At 50.6% G+C, this 21,179-nt stretch carries 17 protein-coding genes, 1 tRNA gene and 2 pseudogenes; 12 read left to right on the top strand and 8 right to left on the bottom strand.

The genetic code is table 11. The annotated features are described in order from the left end of the window. Nucleotides 1-172: 172 nt before the first annotated feature. On the top strand, nt 173-766 hold the full coding sequence (locus C2M24_RS11510; protein WP_105215003.1) for a hypothetical protein: 594 nt from the start codon (nt 173-175) through the stop codon (nt 764-766). Nucleotides 767-803: 37 nt separating this feature from the next. Here the strand turns inward: C2M24_RS11510 and acnA are convergent. Together acnA and C2M24_RS11500 are read right to left on the bottom strand one after the other, a co-directional pair. Continuing rightward, nucleotides 804-3,544 (bottom strand): annotated as a pseudogene (gene acnA, locus C2M24_RS11505) (aconitate hydratase AcnA). Between the two features lie 163 nt (nt 3,545-3,707). Next, nucleotides 3,708-4,100, bottom strand: coding sequence for an RNA-binding S4 domain-containing protein (locus C2M24_RS11500; RefSeq protein ID WP_105215254.1), 393 nt, complete (start codon nt 4,098-4,100; stop codon nt 3,708-3,710). Nucleotides 4,101-4,280: 180 nt separating this feature from the next. Between C2M24_RS11500 and C2M24_RS11495 the strand changes: the two genes are divergently transcribed. Then, on the top strand, nt 4,281-4,580 hold the full coding sequence (locus C2M24_RS11495; protein WP_105199945.1) for a hypothetical protein: 300 nt from the start codon (nt 4,281-4,283) through the stop codon (nt 4,578-4,580). Between the two features lie 68 nt (nt 4,581-4,648). Here C2M24_RS11495 and cysQ read toward each other — a convergent pair whose 3' ends face one another. The 6 genes from cysQ to cysG are packed head-to-tail and all read right to left on the bottom strand — an operon-like array spanning nt 4,649 to nt 11,543. Next, nucleotides 4,649-5,419 carry a 3'(2'),5'-bisphosphate nucleotidase CysQ gene (gene cysQ, locus C2M24_RS11490; RefSeq protein ID WP_105199944.1) on the bottom strand — a complete coding sequence of 257 codons (771 nt, stop codon included), beginning with the start codon at nt 5,417-5,419 and terminating at the stop codon, nt 4,649-4,651. Between the two features lie 3 nt (nt 5,420-5,422). Continuing rightward, nucleotides 5,423-6,019, bottom strand: a complete 597-nt coding sequence (cysC, locus tag C2M24_RS11485; protein ID WP_105215001.1) for an adenylyl-sulfate kinase — start codon at nt 6,017-6,019, stop codon at nt 5,423-5,425. A gap of 15 nt (nt 6,020-6,034) precedes the next feature. Continuing rightward, nucleotides 6,035-7,753 (bottom strand): SLC13 family permease, encoded by a 1,719-nt coding sequence (locus tag C2M24_RS11480; protein ID WP_105214999.1) that lies wholly within the window; start codon nt 7,751-7,753, stop codon nt 6,035-6,037. 3 nt (nt 7,754-7,756) lie between these two features. After that, nucleotides 7,757-9,178 carry a sulfate adenylyltransferase subunit CysN gene (cysN, locus tag C2M24_RS11475; protein ID WP_105214997.1) on the bottom strand — a complete coding sequence of 474 codons (1,422 nt, stop codon included), beginning with the start codon at nt 9,176-9,178 and terminating at the stop codon, nt 7,757-7,759. After that, nucleotides 9,178-10,077: a sulfate adenylyltransferase subunit CysD gene (cysD, locus tag C2M24_RS11470; RefSeq protein WP_105199940.1), complete on the bottom strand. Its 900-nt coding sequence runs from the start codon at nt 10,075-10,077 to the stop codon at nt 9,178-9,180. The genes cysN and cysD overlap by 1 nt, the downstream gene beginning before the upstream one ends. 44 nt (nt 10,078-10,121) lie before the next feature. After that, complete coding sequence (gene cysG, locus C2M24_RS11465; protein WP_105214995.1) at nt 10,122-11,543, bottom strand: siroheme synthase CysG; 1,422 nt, start codon at nt 11,541-11,543, stop codon at nt 10,122-10,124. 259 nt (nt 11,544-11,802) lie between these two features. Here cysG and deoC point away from each other — a divergent pair, with 259 nt between their 5' ends. From deoC to rpoB, 10 genes and pseudogenes are all read left to right on the top strand, one after another. Beyond that, nucleotides 11,803-12,534 carry a deoxyribose-phosphate aldolase gene (gene deoC / locus C2M24_RS11460; RefSeq protein WP_105214993.1) on the top strand — a complete coding sequence of 244 codons (732 nt, stop codon included), beginning with the start codon at nt 11,803-11,805 and terminating at the stop codon, nt 12,532-12,534. After that, the gene (locus C2M24_RS11455) at nt 12,531-13,037 is read left to right on the top strand and encodes a hypothetical protein (RefSeq protein WP_105199937.1); all 507 of its coding nucleotides are present in this window, start codon (nt 12,531-12,533) and stop codon (nt 13,035-13,037) included. Before deoC ends, C2M24_RS11455 begins: the two co-directional genes overlap by 4 nt. Nucleotides 13,038-13,128: 91 nt before the next feature. Next, nucleotides 13,129-13,205 (top strand) — tRNA-Trp (locus C2M24_RS11450). 125 nt (nt 13,206-13,330) lie between these two features. Continuing rightward, nucleotides 13,331-13,708 carry a preprotein translocase subunit SecE gene (gene secE / locus C2M24_RS11445; RefSeq protein ID WP_105199936.1) on the top strand — a complete coding sequence of 126 codons (378 nt, stop codon included), beginning with the start codon at nt 13,331-13,333 and terminating at the stop codon, nt 13,706-13,708. A 4-nt stretch (nt 13,709-13,712) separates the two neighbouring features. Then, nucleotides 13,713-14,271, top strand: a pseudogene (gene nusG / locus C2M24_RS11440) (transcription termination/antitermination protein NusG). A 195-nt stretch (nt 14,272-14,466) separates the two neighbouring features. Beyond that, nucleotides 14,467-14,895 carry a 50S ribosomal protein L11 gene (gene rplK, locus C2M24_RS11435; protein WP_105199934.1) on the top strand — a complete coding sequence of 143 codons (429 nt, stop codon included), beginning with the start codon at nt 14,467-14,469 and terminating at the stop codon, nt 14,893-14,895. A gap of 4 nt (nt 14,896-14,899) precedes the next feature. Continuing rightward, complete coding sequence (rplA, locus tag C2M24_RS11430) at nt 14,900-15,604, top strand: 50S ribosomal protein L1 (RefSeq protein WP_105199933.1); 705 nt, start codon at nt 14,900-14,902, stop codon at nt 15,602-15,604. Between the two features lie 287 nt (nt 15,605-15,891). Beyond that, the gene (rplJ, locus tag C2M24_RS11425) at nt 15,892-16,386 is read left to right on the top strand and encodes a 50S ribosomal protein L10 (RefSeq protein ID WP_105199932.1); all 495 of its coding nucleotides are present in this window, start codon (nt 15,892-15,894) and stop codon (nt 16,384-16,386) included. An 81-nt stretch (nt 16,387-16,467) separates the two neighbouring features. Further along, a complete protein-coding gene (gene rplL, locus C2M24_RS11420) occupies nt 16,468-16,830 on the top strand; it encodes a 50S ribosomal protein L7/L12 (protein ID WP_105189354.1) in 363 nt (120 codons plus the stop codon). Nucleotides 16,831-17,100: 270 nt separating this feature from the next. Further along, complete coding sequence (rpoB, locus tag C2M24_RS11415) at nt 17,101-21,126, top strand: DNA-directed RNA polymerase subunit beta (protein WP_105199931.1); 4,026 nt, start codon at nt 17,101-17,103, stop codon at nt 21,124-21,126. The last annotated feature ends 53 nt before the right edge of the window (nt 21,127-21,179 follow it).

Raw genomic sequence — 21,179 nt, 5'->3', positions numbered from 1 at the left:
ATTTGCGCGCTCGCATCAATGGACGCGGCGCACTTCTAAAACCCTTGCTGGGTTAAAAGCGAATACGCACAGCCTGGTGAAATTGTTACATCGCGAGGCAAGTATTTTTGTCATTGAGGCTTCATAAACTTGCTCTAGGATGCGCCCTCTATGGATGCAATGTGAGTAAGTCATGCCTGAGAACAAAGAGCCGATTTTGATCATTGGCAATGCGCCTATCACCGCAGACATCCGTGCCGAGGTGGATTCTTATACCCGGGTAGTGCGTTTTAACTTTTGTGCCGGCATGCCGCAGCATCTTGGCCGCAAATGCACCGATCTCTGGCTCAGTGGCCGTGGTCGCCAAGCCCATAAATTGGTGCATTCACACTTGGATATAGATGCCCAGCAACTGCTTAGCCTAGTGATCACAGACCCACCCCCTAACCCAGTTACACAGACGTGCTTCCGTCTCCTTGGTCGCCAAGGCAGCTTGGATCATGGTGAAGCGCTGATGACTAAGTTTGCCCCTGCACACTCAAAAAAAAGAATAACGGCGGCGGCAAGACAACAGCTCTTAGCCGAGTTGTTGCGTTTAGGGCAGCCCGAGTGCAAACCCAAATGGCCAAGCTCAGGCACTCAGGCCATAGCGCATTTCGTCGCAGCTGGAACGCCGGTGCATATTATCGGTTTTGGTTTCCAAGGCTGGAAACGCCACCCCTGGCGATTGGAACGGCGTTATGTGGCCAAGCTACAAGAGCAGGGAAAGCTGCGCTATTTGGCCTAAAAAGAAAAAAGCCGTGCTAGGCACGGCTTAATCTGACTTAGGAGCGCAGCATTTGCCTCAGCACATACTGCAAGATGCCGCCGTGCTTGTAATATTCCCATTCTTTCGGGGTATCGATACGCACATCCACTCTAAACTTGGTTTGCCCCCCGCCCTCAGCGGTGGCGATAATCTCCAGCTCCTTGGCTTTATCGCACAGGCCATTAACATCGAAGGTTTCCTTGCCGGTTAACCCCAGCTCTTCATGGTCTTCACCCGCTTTAAACTGCAGGGGCAGTACGCCCATGCCGATGAGGTTGGAGCGGTGGATACGCTCATAGCTTTTGGCGATAACCGCCTTAATGCCAAGCAGGAGGGAGCCCTTGGCCGCCCAATCCCGCGATGAGCCAGTGCCATATTCGGCCCCGGCCAACACCACCAAAGGCGTGTCCGTTTGCTGGTACTGCATGGCCGCATCATAAATACTGGCAAGCTTATCTTCCGGTTGGGTTCTGGTTATGCCTCCTTCGGTGCCCGGTGCGAGTTGGTTACGCAGGCGCACATTGGCGAAGGTGCCGCGCATCATCACCTCATGGTTACCTCGGCGTGAGCCATAGGAGTTAAAGTCTCCTTGTGATACATCATGTTCAAGCAGATACTCTCCCGCAGGAGCATCGGCCTTAATCGCTCCGGCCGGGGAGATATGATCTGTGGTGACAGAGTCGCCCAGTTTCGCCAAACAACGGGCCCCGGCTATGCTGGGTAGACCCGGTGGCTCCTTGCTCATGCCATCAAAGAAGGGCGCCTTGCGAATATAGGTGGATGCCTCATCCCATTGATAGCGCTTAGCCTCGGGCACAGCGATAGTGCGCCAGCGCTCATCGCCCTTGTAAACGTCGGCATAGCTTTTCGCAAACATCTCCTTGGTGACCGTGGACTTCACCAGCTCCGCCACCTCGCTCACCGAGGGCCAGAGATCTTTAAGGTAAACATCGCGGCCTTGCTCGTCTTGCGTCAGTGGCTCGTTATACACATCGATATCGGTGCGCCCGGCAATGGCATAGGCGACCACCAGAGGCGGCGAGGCGAGGAAGTTCATCTTCACATCCTGATGAATGCGCCCTTCAAAGTTGCGGTTGCCGGAGAGAATCGAGCTGACGATCAATTTATGATCAATGATGGCCTGGTGAATTTCATCGGCCAGGGGTCCGGAATTACCAATACAGGTAGTGCAGCCATAGCCGACCAGGTTAAAGCCCAATGCTTCCAAGTCATCCATAAGCCCGGCTTTTTTTAAGTAGTCGGTGACTACCTGCGAGCCCGGCGCCAGGGAGGTTTTTACCCAGGGCTTCACATTCAGTCCCAGCTCCTTGGCTTTTTTAGCAACCAGTCCGGCGGCGAGGATCACACTGGGGTTCGAGGTATTGGTGCAACTGGTGATGGCGGCGATGACACAGGCGCCGTCGCTAAGCTCAAACTCCTCACCGTTAAACTTAACCTTGGCAATGCCGCAGGTATTTGCTGCGGTTTTGGATTGTCTTGGCTGCCCACCCTCGGAAACAATGCGGGCTTCATCTTCCATCCCCAGTGCAGTTTTCTCGGCTCGCTCATCTTCAAAGTGACGTAAATGTGCGCTAAGATCTTGCCGGCTTCATCAAGCGGGATACGATCCTGCGGTCGTTTTGGTCCCGCCAAGCTCGGTACTACTGTACCTAAATCCAGTTCTACGGTGTCGCTGTAAAGGAATTCGTCGCCGGCCTCACGCCACATTCCCTGATGCTTGGCATACGCCTCAATTAGGGCTATTTGCTCGTCACTGCGATTGGTGAGTTTAAGATACTCAATGGTTTCCTGGTCGATGGGGAAGATGCCGCAGGTGGCACCATACTCCGGCGCCATATTGGCTATGGTGGCTCTGTCAGCCAACGGCAAGTCGGCCAGGCCATCGCCATAGAATTCCACAAACTTGCCGACCACGCCTTTTTCGCGCAGCATTTGTGTCACGGTTAATACCAGATCCGTGGCCGTGGTGCCTTCGGGCAGTGCGCCCTTGAGTTTAAAGCCGACTACCTGGGGGATCAGTAAGCTGATGGGTTGGCCGAGCATGGCGGCCTCGGCCTCAATGCCGCCCACACCCCAGCCGAGAATGCCCAGGCCATTGATCATTGTGGTGTGCGAGTCGGTACCGACCAGGCTGTCCGGGTAGGCGAAGGTGTGTCCCTGCTCCTCATTTTCAAACACCACCCGGGCCAGGTACTCCAGGTTTACCTGATGCACTATACCGGTGGCCGGAGGCACTACGGTGAGGTTATCAAAGGCCGTTTGCCCCCAGCGTAAAAATTCGTAGCGTTCCTTATTGCGCTGGTATTCCAGTTTGGCATTGATATCGAAGGCGCCGTTGTTGCCATAGCTGTCGACCTGCACCGAGTGATCGATCACCAGCTCCGCCGGTGACAGGGGATTGATCTTGCTGGGGTCGCCACCGAGTTGCTCCATGGCATCACGCATCGCGGCTAAATCTACAATAGCGGGCACCCCGGTGAAGTCCTGCATCACCACCCGTGCCGGCGTAAAGGCTACCTCTTTACTCGGCTCGGCTTGTGGTTGCCAATCAAGTAAGGCCTGAATATCGTCTTTGTGGATGTTCTCGCCATCTTCGTGGCGCAGCAGGTTTTCCAGTAAAATCTTTAACGAGAATGGCAGGCGCTTGGCTTTATCGCCTAAGCTTGCTAACGAGTGAATATGATATTGCTTGGCGTTGACGGTAAGCTGTGCAAGCGTGTTAAAGCTGTTCTTCATTCAATACCCCTTTTGCTCTTGGCGCATGACACAATCGCACAGTGCGATTATTTGATGCGTAAAGTTCCTTGCGGCTGAATTTTAGCCACATTTAAGAGCTTGGGGATATTTGCGTGTTTTTCAACCTGTCAGGGCAGGAAACTTTGTAACTCGCCCTGCGAACTTACCCGAATGAAATGGGCTTACGGCCGGTGTTTTCGTCGCGGTTAGAGGTTTTCTTCTTGGCTTTTTTGGCTGCAGCGGGTTTCGCTGCTTGCTTCGCAGGTGCCGCTTGCTTTGCCTTGGGAGCTTTTGGCGCAGGGGCTTTGTGTTGCTCGCGCTGCACCATATTTTCCGCAGCGCTCATTAAAAAGGTGTCGCCGTCGAAGTGCACCGTATCACCGGCATAGATTTTTTTTCGCTTTTGCGTGCACAACTCGCCGTTAACGCCCACATAACCGTCGGCGATCAATAACTTGGCATGGCCACCGCCCTCTGCGAGGTCGAGCACCTTAAGTAGCTTACAAAGCTCTATGGGTTCTTCTTCAAGTTCAACTTCAATAATATCGTCGTGCATGCTGTTCGGGCGCTTGTTGCCTAGTTGGTGGCCATTATACCCCAAGCCTGGCGGCAAGCATCGCAAAAAGACAAAACTTTTGTCGCCGCCTGTAGTCCAATTCATAAATTTGTCATACAAAAGCCTACAATAGGGGCCTGGTCGTGATGAGCGGCCAGCCAAGATCTATAGGAGAATAAGATGGGTGCAAGACAAGCGGTTTTTGAGGAATTTTTAGGCCATAAATATGCACATCATTGCAGTGCCGAGCAGGTGCGTACGGCCATTACCGACGCTATTAAGCTCTCAGGTGCGCATGGCGAGCAATACTTTGCACTGCTATCGCGCTTTAACGATAACCATAACCGTATTCTCTATCAGGGTCGCAGCGCCGAGCCCTTCTTGGAGTTTTGCCAGCATAAGCTGTTTAAAGAAATCACCTATGACAAGACCAGCGTCCGAGCCTGGGCCCAAGGTCGTGGCCTTGAACTGAGCCTGTGAAGGTTATTCTGAAAAAAAAAGCAGCCTAGGCTGCTTTTTTTAACTTTCAATTCGACGTAGCGGGCTGCTTAGGATTGCAGGGCACTGACAATAAAGAAAGGATTGAGATAGCTTTCTTTTTGATTGTATTTAAGAGGCGCTCCGTCAACCGTAGTCACAGTGGCACCGGCGATGACGGCCACCGCATGTCCGGCACCTGTATCCCACTCTGACGTCGGTCCTAAACGCGGGTAAATATCGGCGGCGCCTTCGGCTACCAAGCACAGCTTCAGCGAGCTGCCTTTGGGTACCATATCCACTTCGTCAAACTGCTTTAGGAAGTTGGCCAGTTGCTCGGACGGGTGTGAGCGACTGCCGACCACGCGGATCACGCCCTTATTTTCCTTCTTAGTCACCTTCAGCTCGATGCGCGCTTCGCCAACCTGCTTAAAGGCACCTATATCCTGGGTGGCCAGATAGGTGACTCCGAGCGCCGGGGCATCGACCACGCCCAGTACTGGCTCGCCGTTTTCAATCAGAGCGATGTTGATGGTGAATTCACCGTTTTTCTTAATAAATTCCTTGGTGCCGTCAATGGGGTCGACCAGCCAGTAACGTTGCCATTGCTGTCGCTCCTGCCAGCTAATGGCGGCGCTCTCTTCACTCAGTACCGGCAGCTTAGGCGTGATTTTCTCCAGCCCAGCAAGGATCACCTTGTGAGCGGCCAGGTCGGCATCGGTGACCGGGCTTTTATCGTCTTTATACTCGACGTTAAAGTCCTTGTTATAGATGCGCATGGCCGCTTGTCCGGCGTCTTGCGCCAGTTGCACAACTTGTTCTAGCAGTTCTGGAGAAGTCATTGGCTATCCTATTATGTTTTTGCCGCGCAAATAGGCGATAAGTTGCGCCACGCAGCCGTCTATATCCTGTGTTGAAGTATCCAGGGTGAGCTCAGGGTTACGCGGCACCTCATAGTCAGAGTCAATGCCGGTAAAATGAGCGATTTCACCTGCCCGCGCTTTCTTATACAAGCCCTTCGGGTCGCGCTGTTCGCAGGTGGCCAAAGGTGTATCTAAATACACTTCGATAAACTCGGCTTCACCCACCAGATTACGTACCATATCTCTTTCTTCCTGAAATGGGGAAATAAACGCGGTGAGTACAATTAATCCGGCATCGACCATAAGCTTAGCGGTTTCACCGACGCGGCGAATATTTTCTTTACGATCGGCGTCGCTAAAGCCGAGATCGCCACAGAGGCCGTGGCGGACATTATCGCCATCAAGCAAATAGGTGTGCTGGCCCAACTCATGCAGCTTGGCTTCCAGGGCGCCGGCTATGGTGCTTTTGCCCGAGCCGGAAAAGCCGGTAAACCACAGAATGCAGCTTTTATGGCCATTTTGCTGTTGTCTTTTTTGCTTATCGACACCGTGTTGGTGCCACACTATGTTTTCATCCATTCTCAGGTCTCGATCTTAAAACTCAAATACATAACCAATCAGTGACAGTACCACGGCGGCATAGGCCAAAGACATTATCACACCTAGGCGGGCAAAGTCGGCAAAGCGATACTGGCCGGCGTTCATCACTATCATATTGGTTTGGTAGCTATATGGGCTGATAAAGGCGGCGCTGGCGCCATAGGCCACCGTCATGGCGAAAGGTATCAGGCTTGCCTCTAAGGAGTTGGCCAGGCCATAGGCGAGCGGGAACATCAGCGCCGCAGCGGCATTATTGGTGATCAGCTCGGTCAGCAGTACGGTCAGCACATACACCAATACCAGGGCCATAAAGGGGGTCAGCCCCTGGTGCTCTCCCAGCCAGTGTTGCAAAGCCAGTTCGGCGCCGGAGCCGCTAAAGGCATTGGCCAGACCCAGAGCCGAGGCGATAATGATCACCAGCTCAAAGGGAAAACGACGTTTTAATTCCTGGCCGTCGAGCACCTTGGTGGCCAGCAGCAGGGCGACAAACACCAATAAGCCCTGTACCAGGGGCACTAAGGCGGTGGCGGCCAGGGCAATGACCGCGGCAAAGCCACCGAGCAGGGCGAATTCGCTAACGCGATTATAGACCTTGGCGACACTGTGCTCGCTGACAAAGTAAAAGTTCTTATCCAGGTTGTTGCGGTTTTGAAAGTCGCGGCCCACCGCCAGCATCAGCCGGTCGCCGGGACGTATGGCAACCTCGCCCAGCTTGCCGGACAGGCGCTCGCCATTGCGGTGAATGGCCACCACGGCGGCATCGAATTTGGCGCGAAAACCCACGTCCTTTAAGGTCTGGCCCACCAGGGTCGAGGTGTGGGTGACTATGACTTCTTGCAGGTTTGAGCTCAGTAAACCATTGCTGTCGGCGAACAGGGTGATCCCGGGAATGCGCTGCAGGGCGGTCACGCTCTGCACATTGCCGGTAAAAATCAGCTTGTCGCCGGCGCGTACCTTGTTTTGTGGGCGTACCGGGCTTATCAAACGTTTTTCGCGGACGATTTCCACTAAGAAGAGGTCATCGAGATCGCGCAGACCATTTTTTTCTATGCTTTTGCCAATCAGGGGGGAGTCCGGATTAACCTTGGCTTCAAGCAGGTACTCCTTGTGTTCGCCTTCAACCCTGGGGTAGTCGGGCAGCAGCCTATGGCAAAAGATCAGCAAGAGGACGCCCACCAGAGTGACGGCCAGACCTATGGGTAAAAAGCTAAACATGGCCAGGCTCAGGCCATCATATTGTTGGGTAAAACTATTGACTATGAGATTGGTGGAAGTACCAACGAGCGTAGTCGTGCCGCCCAAAATGGCCGCATACGACAGTGGGATCAACAACTTAGAAGGTGCATGATGCTTATTGCGGGTCAGTGGCCCAACTAAAGAGGCGACCACGGCGGTATTATTTAAAAACGCCGATGCCGCTGCCGTCAGCGTACTTACCTTGATAATGCTTAATTTCAAGGAAGGGTTGACGATGCGCTTGGCCAAAATCTGCAACAAGGAGGTACGCTCCAGGGCGATGGAGACCAGCATCAACAACACCAGGCTCACCAGCCCGGTGTTGGTAAAGTTGCCCAGCAGGGTTGGGGTATCCACATACCCCAGGGCATAGCAGCCGAGTAATGCGCTGAAAAACAGGGTCGCCGGGCGCACATGGGTCAAAACCAAGGCGGCAAATAAGGCGGCTATTATCAGCACATAAAAAACGGCATCCATGGCTTAACGCAACTTACTGATGTCTAGTGCTTGCCAATGCGGGAAGTGCTTACGCACCAGGGCATTTAGCTCAACTTCAAAGTCGCTGAACTGACTTGCTTGTTGCTCCTGCGTAGCTGCTAATACCTGCTCAACCATACCCGCACCCACGGTCAGGTTAGACAGGCGGTCGATCAGGATAAAGGCACCTGTTTCGCGGTTATTGCGATACACATCCGCTAGCAAGGGTTCGGTCAAATCCACAGTCACTATGGCAATCTCGTTAAGCTGCAGCTTGTCCGCCTCGCCATGGGCCAAGGTATTTACGTCTATGGTGTGATCTATGCGTGAGATCACCGCCGCAGTTTTCTTGGCACCTAGCTTGAGGTTATAGGTTTTGCCGACAATCAAAGGCTCTTCGTGCATCCATACCAGTTTGGCTTGCAACTGGTTGGTCGCCACCGAAGTGGAAGCGCTCGGTACGATCACATCGCCGCGACTGATATCTATCTCGTCGTTCAAGGTCATGGTGATCGCCTGACCGGCTTCTGCGCTATCCAAGTTGCCGTCGAAGGTGACCAGTTCCTTGATGCTGGAGGTTTTACCCGAAGGCAGTACCTTCACTGTATCGCCAACCTTAAACTCGCCCGAGGTGATAGTGCCCTGGAAACCACGGAAATCAAGGTTAGGGCGTACCACATACTGCACCGGCAGGCGGGCTTCAAAGCCATTATTGGTGGCTGCCGCCGGAGAGTCTTCCAGCAACTCTAGTAAGGGCTTATCCGTGTAATACGGCGTGTGCTCGGAGCGAGTCACCACGTTGTCGCCTTTAAGGGCTGACATGGGCACAAACTTGATATCGCTGACATTCAGCTGCTCGGCAAACTTAAGGTAATCGGCCTTGATCTTCTCGTACACAGTTTCATCGAAGCCGACGATATCCATTTTGTTGATGGCTACCACAAACTGCTCGATACCAAGTGAGTCACAGATAAAGCTGTGGCGCTTGGTTTGCACCTGTACACCATAGCGGGCATCAACCAGAATAATCGCCAGATCACTGGTTGACGCGCCTGTCACCATGTTTCGGGTGTATTGCTCGTGTCCCGGGGTGTCGGCAATAATAAACTTGCGCTTGGCGGTGGAGAAATAGCGATAGGCCACATCTATGGTGATGCCTTGCTCGCGCTCTGCCTGCAGGCCATCAACCAGCAGGGCTAAATCCAGCTCTTCGCCGGCGTTACCCACCTTTTCATTGTCTTTATGCAGTGCCGCCAGTTGATCTTCATAGATCTGGTGGCTGTCGTGCAGCAAACGGCCGATCAGCGTCGATTTACCGTCGTCAACGCTGCCACAGGTCAACAGGCGCAACAGGCTTTTGTCTTGTTGGCGCGTTAAATAGGCCTCTATGCCTAATTCTTTTACTTCATTGGCAGTTGCTGACATTAGAAATAGCCCTCACGTTTTTTCTTCTCCATGGAACCGGCGGAATCGTGGTCGATTACGCGGCCCTCACGCTCCGATGATGTCGACAGCAGCATCTCTTCGATAATGCCGGTCAGGGTATTGGCTTCGGATTCCACCGCGCCGGTAAGCGGGTAGCAACCCAGGGTACGAAAACGTACCGACTTCAGCTGCGGCTGCTCGCCTTCGTTCAGTGGCATACGCTCATCGTCGACCATGATCAGGGTGCCGTTACGCTCAACCACAGGGCGTGGCTGGGCCAGGTAAAGTGGCACGATTTCGATATTTTCCTGGTAGATGTACTGCCAGATATCCAGCTCGGTCCAGTTCGACAACGGGAACACACGGATGCTTTCGCCCTGGTTCACTTCGCCGTTATAGGTATTCCACAGCTCCGGACGCTGGTTTTTCGGATCCCATCTATGGTGCTTATCGCGGAACGAATAGACGCGCTCCTTGGCGCGGGATTTCTCCTCGTCACGGCGGGCACCACCGAAGGCGGCATCAAAACCATACTGATTAAGCGCCTGCTTCAGACCCTGGGTCTTCATGATGTCGGTGTGCTTGCTGGAGCCGTGTACGAAGGGGCTGATATTGATAGCCAAACCTTCGGGGTTTTTATGTACCAGCAGGTCAAAGCCATATTCTTTGGCCATGCGATCACGAAACTCAATCATCTCGCGAAATTTCCAGTCGGTATCTACATGCAGCAAGGGAAAGGGGATCTTCGCTGGGAAGAAAGCCTTACGGGCCAAGTGTAATAGCACCGAGGAGTCTTTACCTATGGAGTAAAGCATTACCGGGTTTTCAAATTCAGCCGCGACTTCGCGGATAATTTTGATGCTTTCAGCTTCAAGCTGCTGAAGATGTGTTAAAGCCATAGCTTTGTTCCTGCCTAAACTCTTAATAAATTTGCCATAGGGTGTTATGCCACATCGGTCAGGGGCTGCGCCAGGCTGCTGGTTTGCGCGGTATTGCCAAACCAGGCCAACTGCCGATGTAATGAGGCTACTTCACCTACTATGAGTAAGGCCGGTGACTGAATATTATGTTGAGTCACCAACTCGTCTAACTGTGCCAGGGTGCCCGTAACCACGCGCTGTTCTTTGCGCGTGCCGTTTTCTACTATGGCCACCGGTGTTGCCGGGCTGCGGCCATGGTTAATAAGTTGTGCCTTGATATCCGGAGATTTCATCACCCCCATGTAAATCGCCAGGGTTTGATTAGGCTTAGCAAGGGACTGCCAATCCAGCTCCTGACCCTCTTTTTTACAGTGGCCGGTTACAAACTGAATGCTCTGCGCGTGATCCCTGTGGGTCAGCGGAATACCGGCGTAGGCGCTACAGCCCGCTGCGGCGGTAATGCCTGGGACGATTTGATAGCTGACGCCATGCTCGGCCAGTACCTGCACTTCTTCGCCACCGCGACCATAAATAAAGGGGTCGCCACCCTTAATACGGCAGACTTTTTTGCCTTGCTGCGCCAGCTCCACTAGGATTTCATTGGTGCGCTCTTGCGGCACGCTGTGGTCACCGGCGCGCTTACCTACACAAATAAGGTCGGCATCGCGGCGTACCAGCTCCATAATTTCGTCGGACACCAGGTAGTCGTAAACCACCACATCGGCCTGCTGCATTAGCTGTAAGGCTTTGAGCGTCAATAATTCCGGGTCGCCTGGGCCGGCGCCAATCACATACACCTCGCCCTTGGGCGCAGGGGTGTCATTCAGCATTTGCTGCAGTTGCGTATAGGCCTGTTCTTCATTGCCTTTTTGCACTTCACTCACCACATTGGAGTCAAACACCTGCTCCCAAAACTGACGGCGGTCGGCAAAGTGGGTAAAGCGCTGCTTTACCTGCGAACGAAAACGACCGACCAGATTGGCCAATGGGCCAATGTGCTGTGGGATCAAGGTCTCAAGTTTTTCCCGCAGACGTCTTGCCAGTACAGGCGCAGTGCCGGCACTTGAAATCGCGATAGTCACCGGGCTGCGGTCAACAATCGATGGGAAAATAAAGCTGCACTTGGGCTGATCATCGACCACATTAACGAAAATGTTCTGTTCATCGGCGGCCGTTTGTACCTGGGCATTGACGGTTTCACTGTCGGTAGCGGCGATCACCAGCATAAAGCCCTTTAGCTGCTCGGCGTTAAATTCGGCGCGAATTAGGGTGATTTTTTGTGCTTGTGCCAAGTTCTCTAGTTGCGTGCAAAATTCAGGCGCGATCAGCGTCAGTTTGGCACCCGCCTTGAGCATGGCCGTTGCCTTACGCTGGGCCACTTCGCCGCCGCCTACGACCAGCACCGGCTTATTATCTAATTTTGTGAATATGGGAAAATATTGCACGCGTTACCACCTGTTCCAAGCAACTAAAAAATAGCGAACCCTAAGATTCGTTAGAGCTGCAAAGCATAATGCCAGCCCCAATGGTTAAAAAATAATTTGTTCCAAGCTTATATAACCAAAAGTTATATGCTGACTTTCGAAATGGCTTAAGCCAATAAAAATAAAGCGTTAACGGAGTTTTATAAAACAGCCGGGAAGGGGATTTAAGAATTCCGTTTGAATGTTAGTATAGGTGTAGCGGAAAAAGGAGGGTGTGGAAATGAGTGCAGCAGATGACGCCTTGCGGGCATTGGCCTGTTTGGATTTTACGCGTTTGGATGAGCGGGATGAGGAGCAAGATATCAAAGCGTTTTTGCAGCAATTGTCGGCGGATAAGCCCTTACCTGCGGCGATTTGCATCTATCCGCAGTGGTTGACCTATGTGCGCGCCTATATGCAGATGCACTTTTATCAGCCCCCCGCCTTGGCGACCGTGACCAATTTTCCACATGGCGATCAGCCTTTAGATGTGGTGTTACGTGAAACCGAGTTGGCACTGGCCCTGGGCGCCGATGAAATCGATTTGGTCCTGCCCTATAAGCGTTTGCAGGCGGGGGATGAGCAAACGCCCTTGGATTATGTGCGCCGTTCAAAACAACTGTGTGCTGGCCGGGCCAGGCTTAAAGTGATCATCGAAAGTGGCGAGCTCAGTTTGCCTCAGGTAGCGCAGGCGACTCGTATTGCCATCGCCGGTGGCGCCGATTTTGTTAAAACCAGCACAGGCAAGGTGGCGGTCAATGCCACTTATGAAGCCGTGGCCGTGATGCTGGCAGAAATAAATCAAAGCGGCCAGGGTGTAGGGTTAAAGGTTTCCGGCGGTGTCAGAACCCTGGCACAGGCGCAGCAGTATATGGCTTTGGCCGATAAAGAAATGGGCGAGTCCTGGCTGACTCCCGCTCATTTTCGTTTTGGCGCTTCGGCGCTTTTAGAAGACTTGTATCGCGCCTTATGACAGACAGCGAAACAGAAAAATTACAATTAGAGCATGAAGCGGCGCGGCTTTTTTTGCGTGCTTATGAGCGCACCTATCATACGCCGATGCGCCATATCTGGCATAATGAGCCGGCCAAGCCCGACGTCAGCTGTTATATGGACGAAGAGCGTCTGGACATAGAGATCGCCCACCTGTATGCCAATGAACATGAGGCCATGGCGGTGTTGGGGCGGGTGTTGGGTCTGGATATCCAACGCCAACTGGCACAACTGGCTTTGAATCCGAGCTCGGAGCAACTGTCCTTTGCCCTTGGCCGATTGTTAAGCGCCAAAGCCAGTAAAAAATACGACAGTAAGCGAGTATGGCTGCTGATCCGCAATGCCAGCACACTATGGCAAAGAGAGGACTTTATTGCCGTTTTGCGTACTTTACCGGTGCCAAAGACGCATCAGTTTGAGCAAATCTGGTTGTTAAGCGATTGGCGTGGCGAAGAGCAACCTCTGCTGCTATACAAAGATTGAACGGACTAAAAGCGCGCAATTAATTTTATATGTGGCTGGCTTTTACTCTTGTGTTAGCGCGGTTGGTCAGTATAATGGGCATCCACTTTGCAGGGGCGTAGTTCCAATTGGTAGAACAGCGGTCTCCAAAACCGACGGTTGGGAGTTCGAATCTCTCCGCCCCTGCCACTTTTCAGCTAGTAAGTCTAAGTTTAAAAATCTGTTTTAAAAGCAATTTTTTAAGGTTAGATTTGGATAGATTTACCCTGTCAAGTGACGGGGTTGTTGTGTCTGTATTTAAGGTATCAGGAATTATGAGTGCAAATGTAGAAAACCCGTCAAGCTCGATGGACTGGGTAAAGTGGCTATTCGCCATTGCGTTACTGGTAGCAGCGGTAGTAGGTAACACCGTATATGGTGAAGAGTCTGCACTACTTAGAGCTATCGGTGTTGTTGCGGCAGTGGCTATCTCCTTAGCGGTAGCAGCGACCACAGAAAAGGGTCGTAACTTTATCAATTTCGCGAAAGAAGCACGCATCGAAGTACGTAAAGTGGTTTGGCCTACGCGTCAGGAAACCATACACACTACCTTCATCGTAATGATTGCAACAGTTATCATGGCACTAATCCTTTGGGGATTGGACGGAATTTTATTCCGAGTAGTAGGCTTTTTAACTGGGTTGGAGATCTAGTCCCATGACGGAAGAGAACAAAGAAAAGAAATTACGCTGGTATGTGATTCAGGCTTTCTCAGGTTTTGAGAAGCGTGTAGCACAAACCATCAAAGAGCACATTCAAATCCAGGGTCTGGAAGACAGCTTTGGTGAAGTGCTAGTACCTACTGAAGAAGTAGTGGAAATGCGCGCCGGTCAAAAGCGCAAATCAGAGCGTAAGTTCTTCCCGGGCTATGTTCTGGTTGAAATGGACATGAACGATGCCAGCTGGCACTTAGTGAACAGCACGCCTCGCGTGATGGGCTTTATCGGCGGTACTTCTGACCCGTCCAGCGCCAATCAGCAAAAAAGAAGCGGATCGTATTCTTAACCGTCTACAAGAAAATGCCGAAGCGCCTAAGCCTGCGACTCTGTTTGAGCCGGGTGAAGTGGTACGTGTTGTTGATGGTCCTTTTGCCGACTTCAACGGTGTTGTTGAAGAAGTGGATTACGAGAAAAGCCGCGTAAAAGTATCTGTACTTATCTTTGGTCGTTCGACGCCGGTTGAGCTGGAGTTCAGCCAGGTAGAGCAAGACAAATAATTTGTCTACTTAAACGACAAAATCGTATTGAAAAAGGCCGCTGATTAACTTATAATCAGCGGCCTTTTTGTATTCGTGCTCGGTGTTCTGCACTTTAGTATGAGCAAAAAGCGCACTAAATTTTTAAATTGGGAAGCCGCTTGAGTACGCGTCCTCGCGCGCACGAGGCTAAGACCCACCTAACGAGGTATAATCATGGCTAAAAAAGTTGAAGCTTTAATCAAGCTACAAGTTGCTGCTGGTATGGCTAACCCTAGTCCACCAGTAGGTCCTGCTCTAGGTCAACACGGTGTTAACATCATGGAATTCTGTAAAGCGTTCAACGCCCGTACAGAATCACTAGAGAAAGGCGCTCCGGTTCCTGTAATCATCTCAGTTTACGGCGACCGTTCATTCACGTTTGAAATGAAGACACCACCTGCTGCTTACCTTCTTAAGAAAGCTGCTGGTATCAAGTCTGGTTCAGGCCGTCCTAATACTGAAAAAGTAGGTACTGTTACTCGTGCTCAACTAGAAGAAATCGTTGAGATGAAGAAACCTGACCTTACAGCGGCCGACATGGACGCTGCGGTACGCACTATCGCAGGTTCTGCGCGTGCAATGGGCTTGAACGTAGAGGACTAAGATAATGGCAAAACTAACTAAACGTATGCGTACTATCCGCGAGAAAGTGGAAGTAACTAAAGATTACGAAATCAACGAAGCTGTAGCGCTTCTTAAAGAGCTAGCGACTGCTAAGTTCGTTGAAAGTGTTGACGTTGCTGTTAACCTTGGTATCGATGCACGTAAATCTGACCAGAACGTACGTGGCGCAACTGTTCTTCCTCACGGTACTGGCCGTGACGTTCGCGTAGCTGTATTCACCGCTGGTGCAAATGCAGAAGCAGCGAAAGAAGCAGGTGCTGACATCGTAGGTATGGAAGATCTTGCTGAACTAGTTAAGAAAGGCGAGATGAACTTCGACGTAGTTGTTGCTTCTCCAGATGCAATGCGCGTTGTTGGTCAACTAGGTCAAATCCTAGGTCCACGTGGTCTTATGCCTAACCCTAAAACTGGTACTGTAACTCCTAACGTTGCAGAAGCAGTTAAAAATGCTAAAGCTGGTCAGGTTCGTTACCGTAACGACAAGAACGGCATCATCCACACTACTATCGGTAAAGTGGATTTCACAGCTGAGCAACTACAAGAAAACCTTGAGTCTCTAATCGTAGCGCTTAAGAAAGCTAAGCCTTCTCAAGCGAAAGGTACTTTCATCAAGAAAGTAAGCATCTCTACGACTATGGGCGCAGGTGTTTCTGTTGACCAAAACTCTCTAAGCACGCAAGTATCGTAATTAAAGAGTTTACGTGGCGCGATTTTTATACTATAATTTCGCGCCATTTTGTTGAGAAAACGTCTCAACAAAACAACAAATTCGGGTTGAAGCCAAGTTAAATTGGCTTCCGTCCAAGACCGTAGGTGCAGTGTTTCATTGCTTAATTTCCTACGTAGACGGTGTGAATCCCAGCTAGATTTTTCCTAATCTTCTGGCTCTCGCCGTAACAAGCAACTCCGCTGATTGATTGGTGGAGTAGAGTAAAACTGAGGGATGTAAATTCCTCACAACCAGGAGTAACACCCATGGCTTTAAACCTTCAAGACAAAAAAGCAATTGTTGCTGAAGTCAACGAAGCTGCCAAAGGTGCTCTATCTGCAGTTGTTGCAGATTCTCGTGGTGTAACAGTAGACGCTATCACAGGCCTTCGTAAAGAAGCTCGTGCAGCTGGTGTATGGATGAAAGTTGTTCGTAACACCCTAGCTCGCCGTGCTGTTGAAGGTACTGAATACGAGTGTCTAACCGAATCACTAGTAGGCCCAAGCCTAATCGCTTTCTCTTCAGAGCACCCAGGTGCTGCTGCGCGTATCTTCAAAGATTTCGCCAAGAAGCACGAAGCGTTTGAGCTTAAAACGGCCGCTTTTGACGGTTCACTAGTTGATGTAGATATGCTTGCTAAGCTACCTACATACGACGAAGCTGTTGCACGTCTAATGAGCGCTATGAAAGAAGCTTCTGCGGGCAAGCTGGCAAAAACTCTTGCTGCAGTTCGCGACCAGAAACAAGAACAAGCTGCTTAATTTTTATTTATAAGCTATTGTTCTTTATCGGTGTATTGAATTTAATGAACCGCAAGGTTCGAGAATATTAGGAAATTTACAATGTCTGTAACTAAAGACCAAATCCTTGACGCTATTGCTGAAATGTCAGTAATGGAAGTTGTTGAACTAGTTGAAGCAATGGAAGAAAAATTCGGCGTAACTGCAGCTGCTGCTGTTGTTGCTGCTGGTCCTGCTGAAGCTGCTGAAGAGAAGACTGAGTTCGACGTAATCCTAGCTGGCGCTGGCGCTAACAAAGTTGCTGCTATCAAAGCAGTACGTGGCGCTACAGGTCTTGGCCTTAAAGAAGCGAAAGCTCTTGTTGAATCAGCTCCTGCACCTATCAAAGAAGGTGTATCTAAGGAAGAAGCTGAAGCACTTAAGAAAGATCTTGAAGAAGCTGGTGCTGAAGTTGAGATCAAGTAATCTAGCATACGCTAGGTTCGCTGCCTGAGAAATCAGGCAAGGGCTGGTGATTATTTAATCACCGGCCCTTTTGCGCTATAGAGAGAAAATCCACTGTTGCGCTCTCTATAATCAAATTTCACTATTATTATCAATTAGTTACACCAATTATTGGCAATAGCAGTGACATTTGGACGCAACTCTAAATGTTGTAGAAATTGGCATATCGTCAATGAAGTCCTGTTCTTACAAGAACAGGTAGGGTCAAAGATCAGCAAGCTGAGGAACCCCATGGCTTACTCTTATTCTGAAAAGAAACGTATCCGTAAGGATTTTGGTAAACGTCCACAGGTGTTGGATGTGCCTTTCTTACTGCAGATGCAGCTAGAATCGTTTAAAAAATTCTTAACGCCGGACGCTGACGGTGATTTCGGTTTGGAAGCAGCTTTCCGTTCCGTTTTCCCGATTAAAAGCTACTCGGGCAATTCTGAGCTTCAATACGTAAGTTATCGTATTGGTGAGCCAGTATTCGACGTTAAAGAATGTCAAATTCGCGGCGTGACATATTCTGCTCCACTTCGCGTGAAACTTCGTCTAGTGCTTATGGACAAAGAAGCACCTGGCACTGTTAAAGACATCAAAGAGCAAGAAGTTTACATGGGCGAGATTCCGCTCATGACCGACACAGGTACCTTTGTTATCAATGGTACTGAGCGTGTTATTGTTTCTCAGCTACACCGTTCACCTGGTGTATTCTTTGATAACGACCGTGGTAAAACCCACTCGTCGGGCAAGGTTCTTTATAACGCCCGCGTTATCCCTTACCGTGGTTCTTGGCTCGACTTCGAATTCGATGCTAAAGATAACCTGTATGTACGTATTGACCGTCGTCGTAAACTTCCTGCGTCGATCATTCTGCGTGCCCTTGATTTCTCAACTGAAGAAATCCTAAACATCTTCTTTGAAACCACGACCTTTGAAGTGACTGACGGTAAAGTTCTTATGGAACTTGTGCCTTCGCGTCTGCGTGGTGAAACCGCTGCTTTTGAAATCAAGAGCGAAGACGGTGAAGTATTGGTTGAGCAAGGCCGCCGTGTAACTGCGCGTCATATCAAAACCATCGAGAAAAAAGGTATCGACCAGTTAGAAGTACCACACGAGTACATCATTGGCCGCGTACTAGCTAAAAACTACTTCGATGAGTCTACTGGTGAAGTAATCGCCAACGCTAACGACGAGCTATCGCTAGAGCTGATGGCTGAGCTTGTTAAAGCAGGTCACACTAAGATCGCAACTCTTTACATCAATGATGTAGACAGCGGTGCTTACATGTCAGATACGGTACGTATCGACTCAACGAACAACCGCCTAGAAGCACTTGTGGAAATTTACCGCATGATGCGCCCTGGTGAGCCACCAACAAAAGAAGCGGCCGAAGCTCTATTCGACAACCTATTCTTCTCTGATGAGCGCTATGATCTATCAACCGTAGGTCGTATGAAGTTCAACAGCCGTGTTGGTTACGACTCAGACGAAGGTCCGGGTACGCTTTCTAAAGAAGATATCGTTTCGGTAATGAAGGTACTTATCGACATCCGTAACGGTAAAGGCGATGTGGATGATATCGACCACCTAGGTAACCGTCGTATTCGTTCTGTGGGCGAAATGGCTGAGAACCAATTCCGTGTTGGTCTAGTACGTGTTGAGCGTGCGGTACGTGAGCGCCTAAGCCTTGGCGATCTTGATGCCATCATGCCACAAGACCTGATCAACGCTAAGCCTATCTCGGCTGCGGTTAAAGAATTCTTTGGTTCATCACAGCTTTCACAGTTTATGGACCAGAACAACCCGCTTTCAGAAGTAACGCACAAGCGTCGTATTTCTGCATTAGGTCCGGGCGGTCTAACGCGTGAGCGTGCAGGCTTCGAAGTACGTGACGTACACGTAACGCACTACGGTCGCGTATGTCCAATCGAAACGCCTGAAGGTCCAAACATCGGTCTAATCAACTCATTGTCTACGTACGCACGTACCAATGACTTCGGTTTCCTAGAAACACCTTACCGTAAAGTGGTAGATGGCTCTGTAACTGATGATGTTGATTACCTATCTGCTATCGAAGAAGGTCAATTCGTAATCGCTCAGGCAAACGTTGACTTGAACGATAACAACGAATTCATTGAAGAACTGGTTACTTGTCGTCACAAAGGTGAATCAACCTTGATGCCGCGCGAAGACATCCAATATATGGACGTATCGCCACAACAGGTTATCTCAGTAGCTGCTGCCCTTATCCCATTCCTAGAGCACGATGATGCGAACCGTGCATTGATGGGATCGAACATGCAACGTCAGGCTGTTCCTACACTACGCGCCGATAAGCCGCTAGTAGGTACAGGTATCGAGCTTACACTTGCCAAAGACTCAGGTGTAACTATCGTTGCTAAGCGTGGTGGTGTGGTTGATTACGCTGATGCGAGCCGTATCGTTATCAACGTAAACGAAGATGAGCGTGTACCTGGTGAAGCCGGTATCGACATCTACAACCTGACTAAGTACACCCGTTCTAACCAGAACACCTGTATTAACCAAAAGCCAACTTGTATGGTTGGTGAGCCAATCGTACGTGGTGACGTACTAGCCGACGGTCCTTCAACAGACCTAGGTGACCTGGCACTTGGTCAAAACTTACGCGTGGCATTCATGCCTTGGAATGGTTACAACTTCGAGGATTCAATCCTACTTTCAGAGAACGTTGTAAAAGAAGATCGTCTAACGACTATCCACATCCAAGAGCTTCAGTGTATTGCTCGTGATACCAAGCTTGGGCCGGAAGAAATCACAGCCGATATCCCGAACGTGGGTGAATCTGCACTAGGCAAGCTGGATGAGTCTGGCGTTGTTTACATCGGTGCGGAAGTGAAAGGCGGTGACATCCTAGTAGGTAAAGTAACTCCGAAAGGCGAAACCCAGCTTACTCCAGAAGAGAAGCTACTGCGCGCCATCTTTGGTGAGAAAGCGTCTGACGTTAAAGACAGCTCGCTACGCGTACCTAACTCTGTATCTGGTACTGTTATCGACGTACAGGTCTTCACCCGTGACGGTGTAGAAAAAGACAAGCGTGCGCTTGAAATCGAAGAAATGCAGCTGCGTGAAGCCAAGAAAGACTTCAACGAAGAGTTCAAGATCCTTGAAGAAGGTGTATTGAGCCGTGCTCGCAAGCTTCTTACCGATTCAGGTGTAGACGCCGCCAAGCTAGCCGGTCTTGCTGCTGACAAGATCCTAACGCAAAGCCTGGCCGAAGAAGACAAGCAAGCTGAACTAGAGCAACTTGCTGCTCAGTACGAAGAGCTTAAGGCCGAGTACGACAAGAAATTTGAAACCAAGCGTCGCAAGATCACTCAAGGTGATGACTTAGCGCCGGGCGTATTGAAGATTGTGAAGGTTTACCTAGCGGTTAAACGTCGCATCCAGCCAGGTGATAAGATGGCGGGTCGTCACGGTAACAAGGGTGTTATCTCGACTATCGTACCTGTAGAAGACATGCCTTACGATGACAAGGGCCGTACCGTAGATATCGTGTTGAACCCACTGGGTGTACCATCACGTATGAACATCGGTCAGATCCTTGAAACCCACATGGGCCTAGCGGCACGTGGTATCGGTGAGCGTATCGAAGAAATGATGAAAGAGCAGCGTGAACTTCACGAGCTGCGCGAATTCATCAAGAAAGCGTACGAGCTAGGTGAATGTCGTCAGAAAGTAGACATCGACACCTTCTCAGATGACGAAGTTCGTCGTCTAGCCGAGCACCTTAAAGGCGGTCTACCAATCGCAACTCCGGCCTTCGATGGCGCTAAAGAAAGCGAAATCAAAGAGCTATTGGAGCTAGGTGGCTACCCATCAAGCGGTCAGGTAACCCTGTATGACGGTCGTACCGGTGACCAGTTTGAGCGTCAAGTAACCGTAGGTTACATGTACATGCTGAAACTGAACCACCTTGTTGATGACAAGATGCACGCCCGTTCAACTGGTTCTTACAGCCTAGTAACGCAGCAGCCTCTGGGTGGTAAAGCTCAGTTCGGTGGTCAGCGCTTCGGTGAGATGGAAGTATGGGCACTTGAAGCGTACGGCGCAGCCTACACGCTACAAGAGATGTTGACGGTGAAGTCGGATGACGTGAACGGTCGTACCAAGATGTATAAGAACATCGTTGATGGCAACCACAAGATGGAGCCAGGTATGCCGGAATCATTCAACGTATTGTTGAAAGAAATCCGTTCACTCGGTATCAACATCGAGCTTGAAGAAGAATAAGCCGGTTGGGCGCATAGTGCGCCCACTACCTGCAAAAAGAATGAATGGGTGGA

The organism is Pseudoalteromonas sp. T1lg22 (assembly GCF_002964645.1).
GTDB lineage: Bacteria > Pseudomonadota > Gammaproteobacteria > Enterobacterales > Alteromonadaceae > Pseudoalteromonas.
The sequence above is the reverse complement of the archived record's forward strand: the minus strand, read 5'-3'. Positions and strand labels throughout refer to the sequence as shown.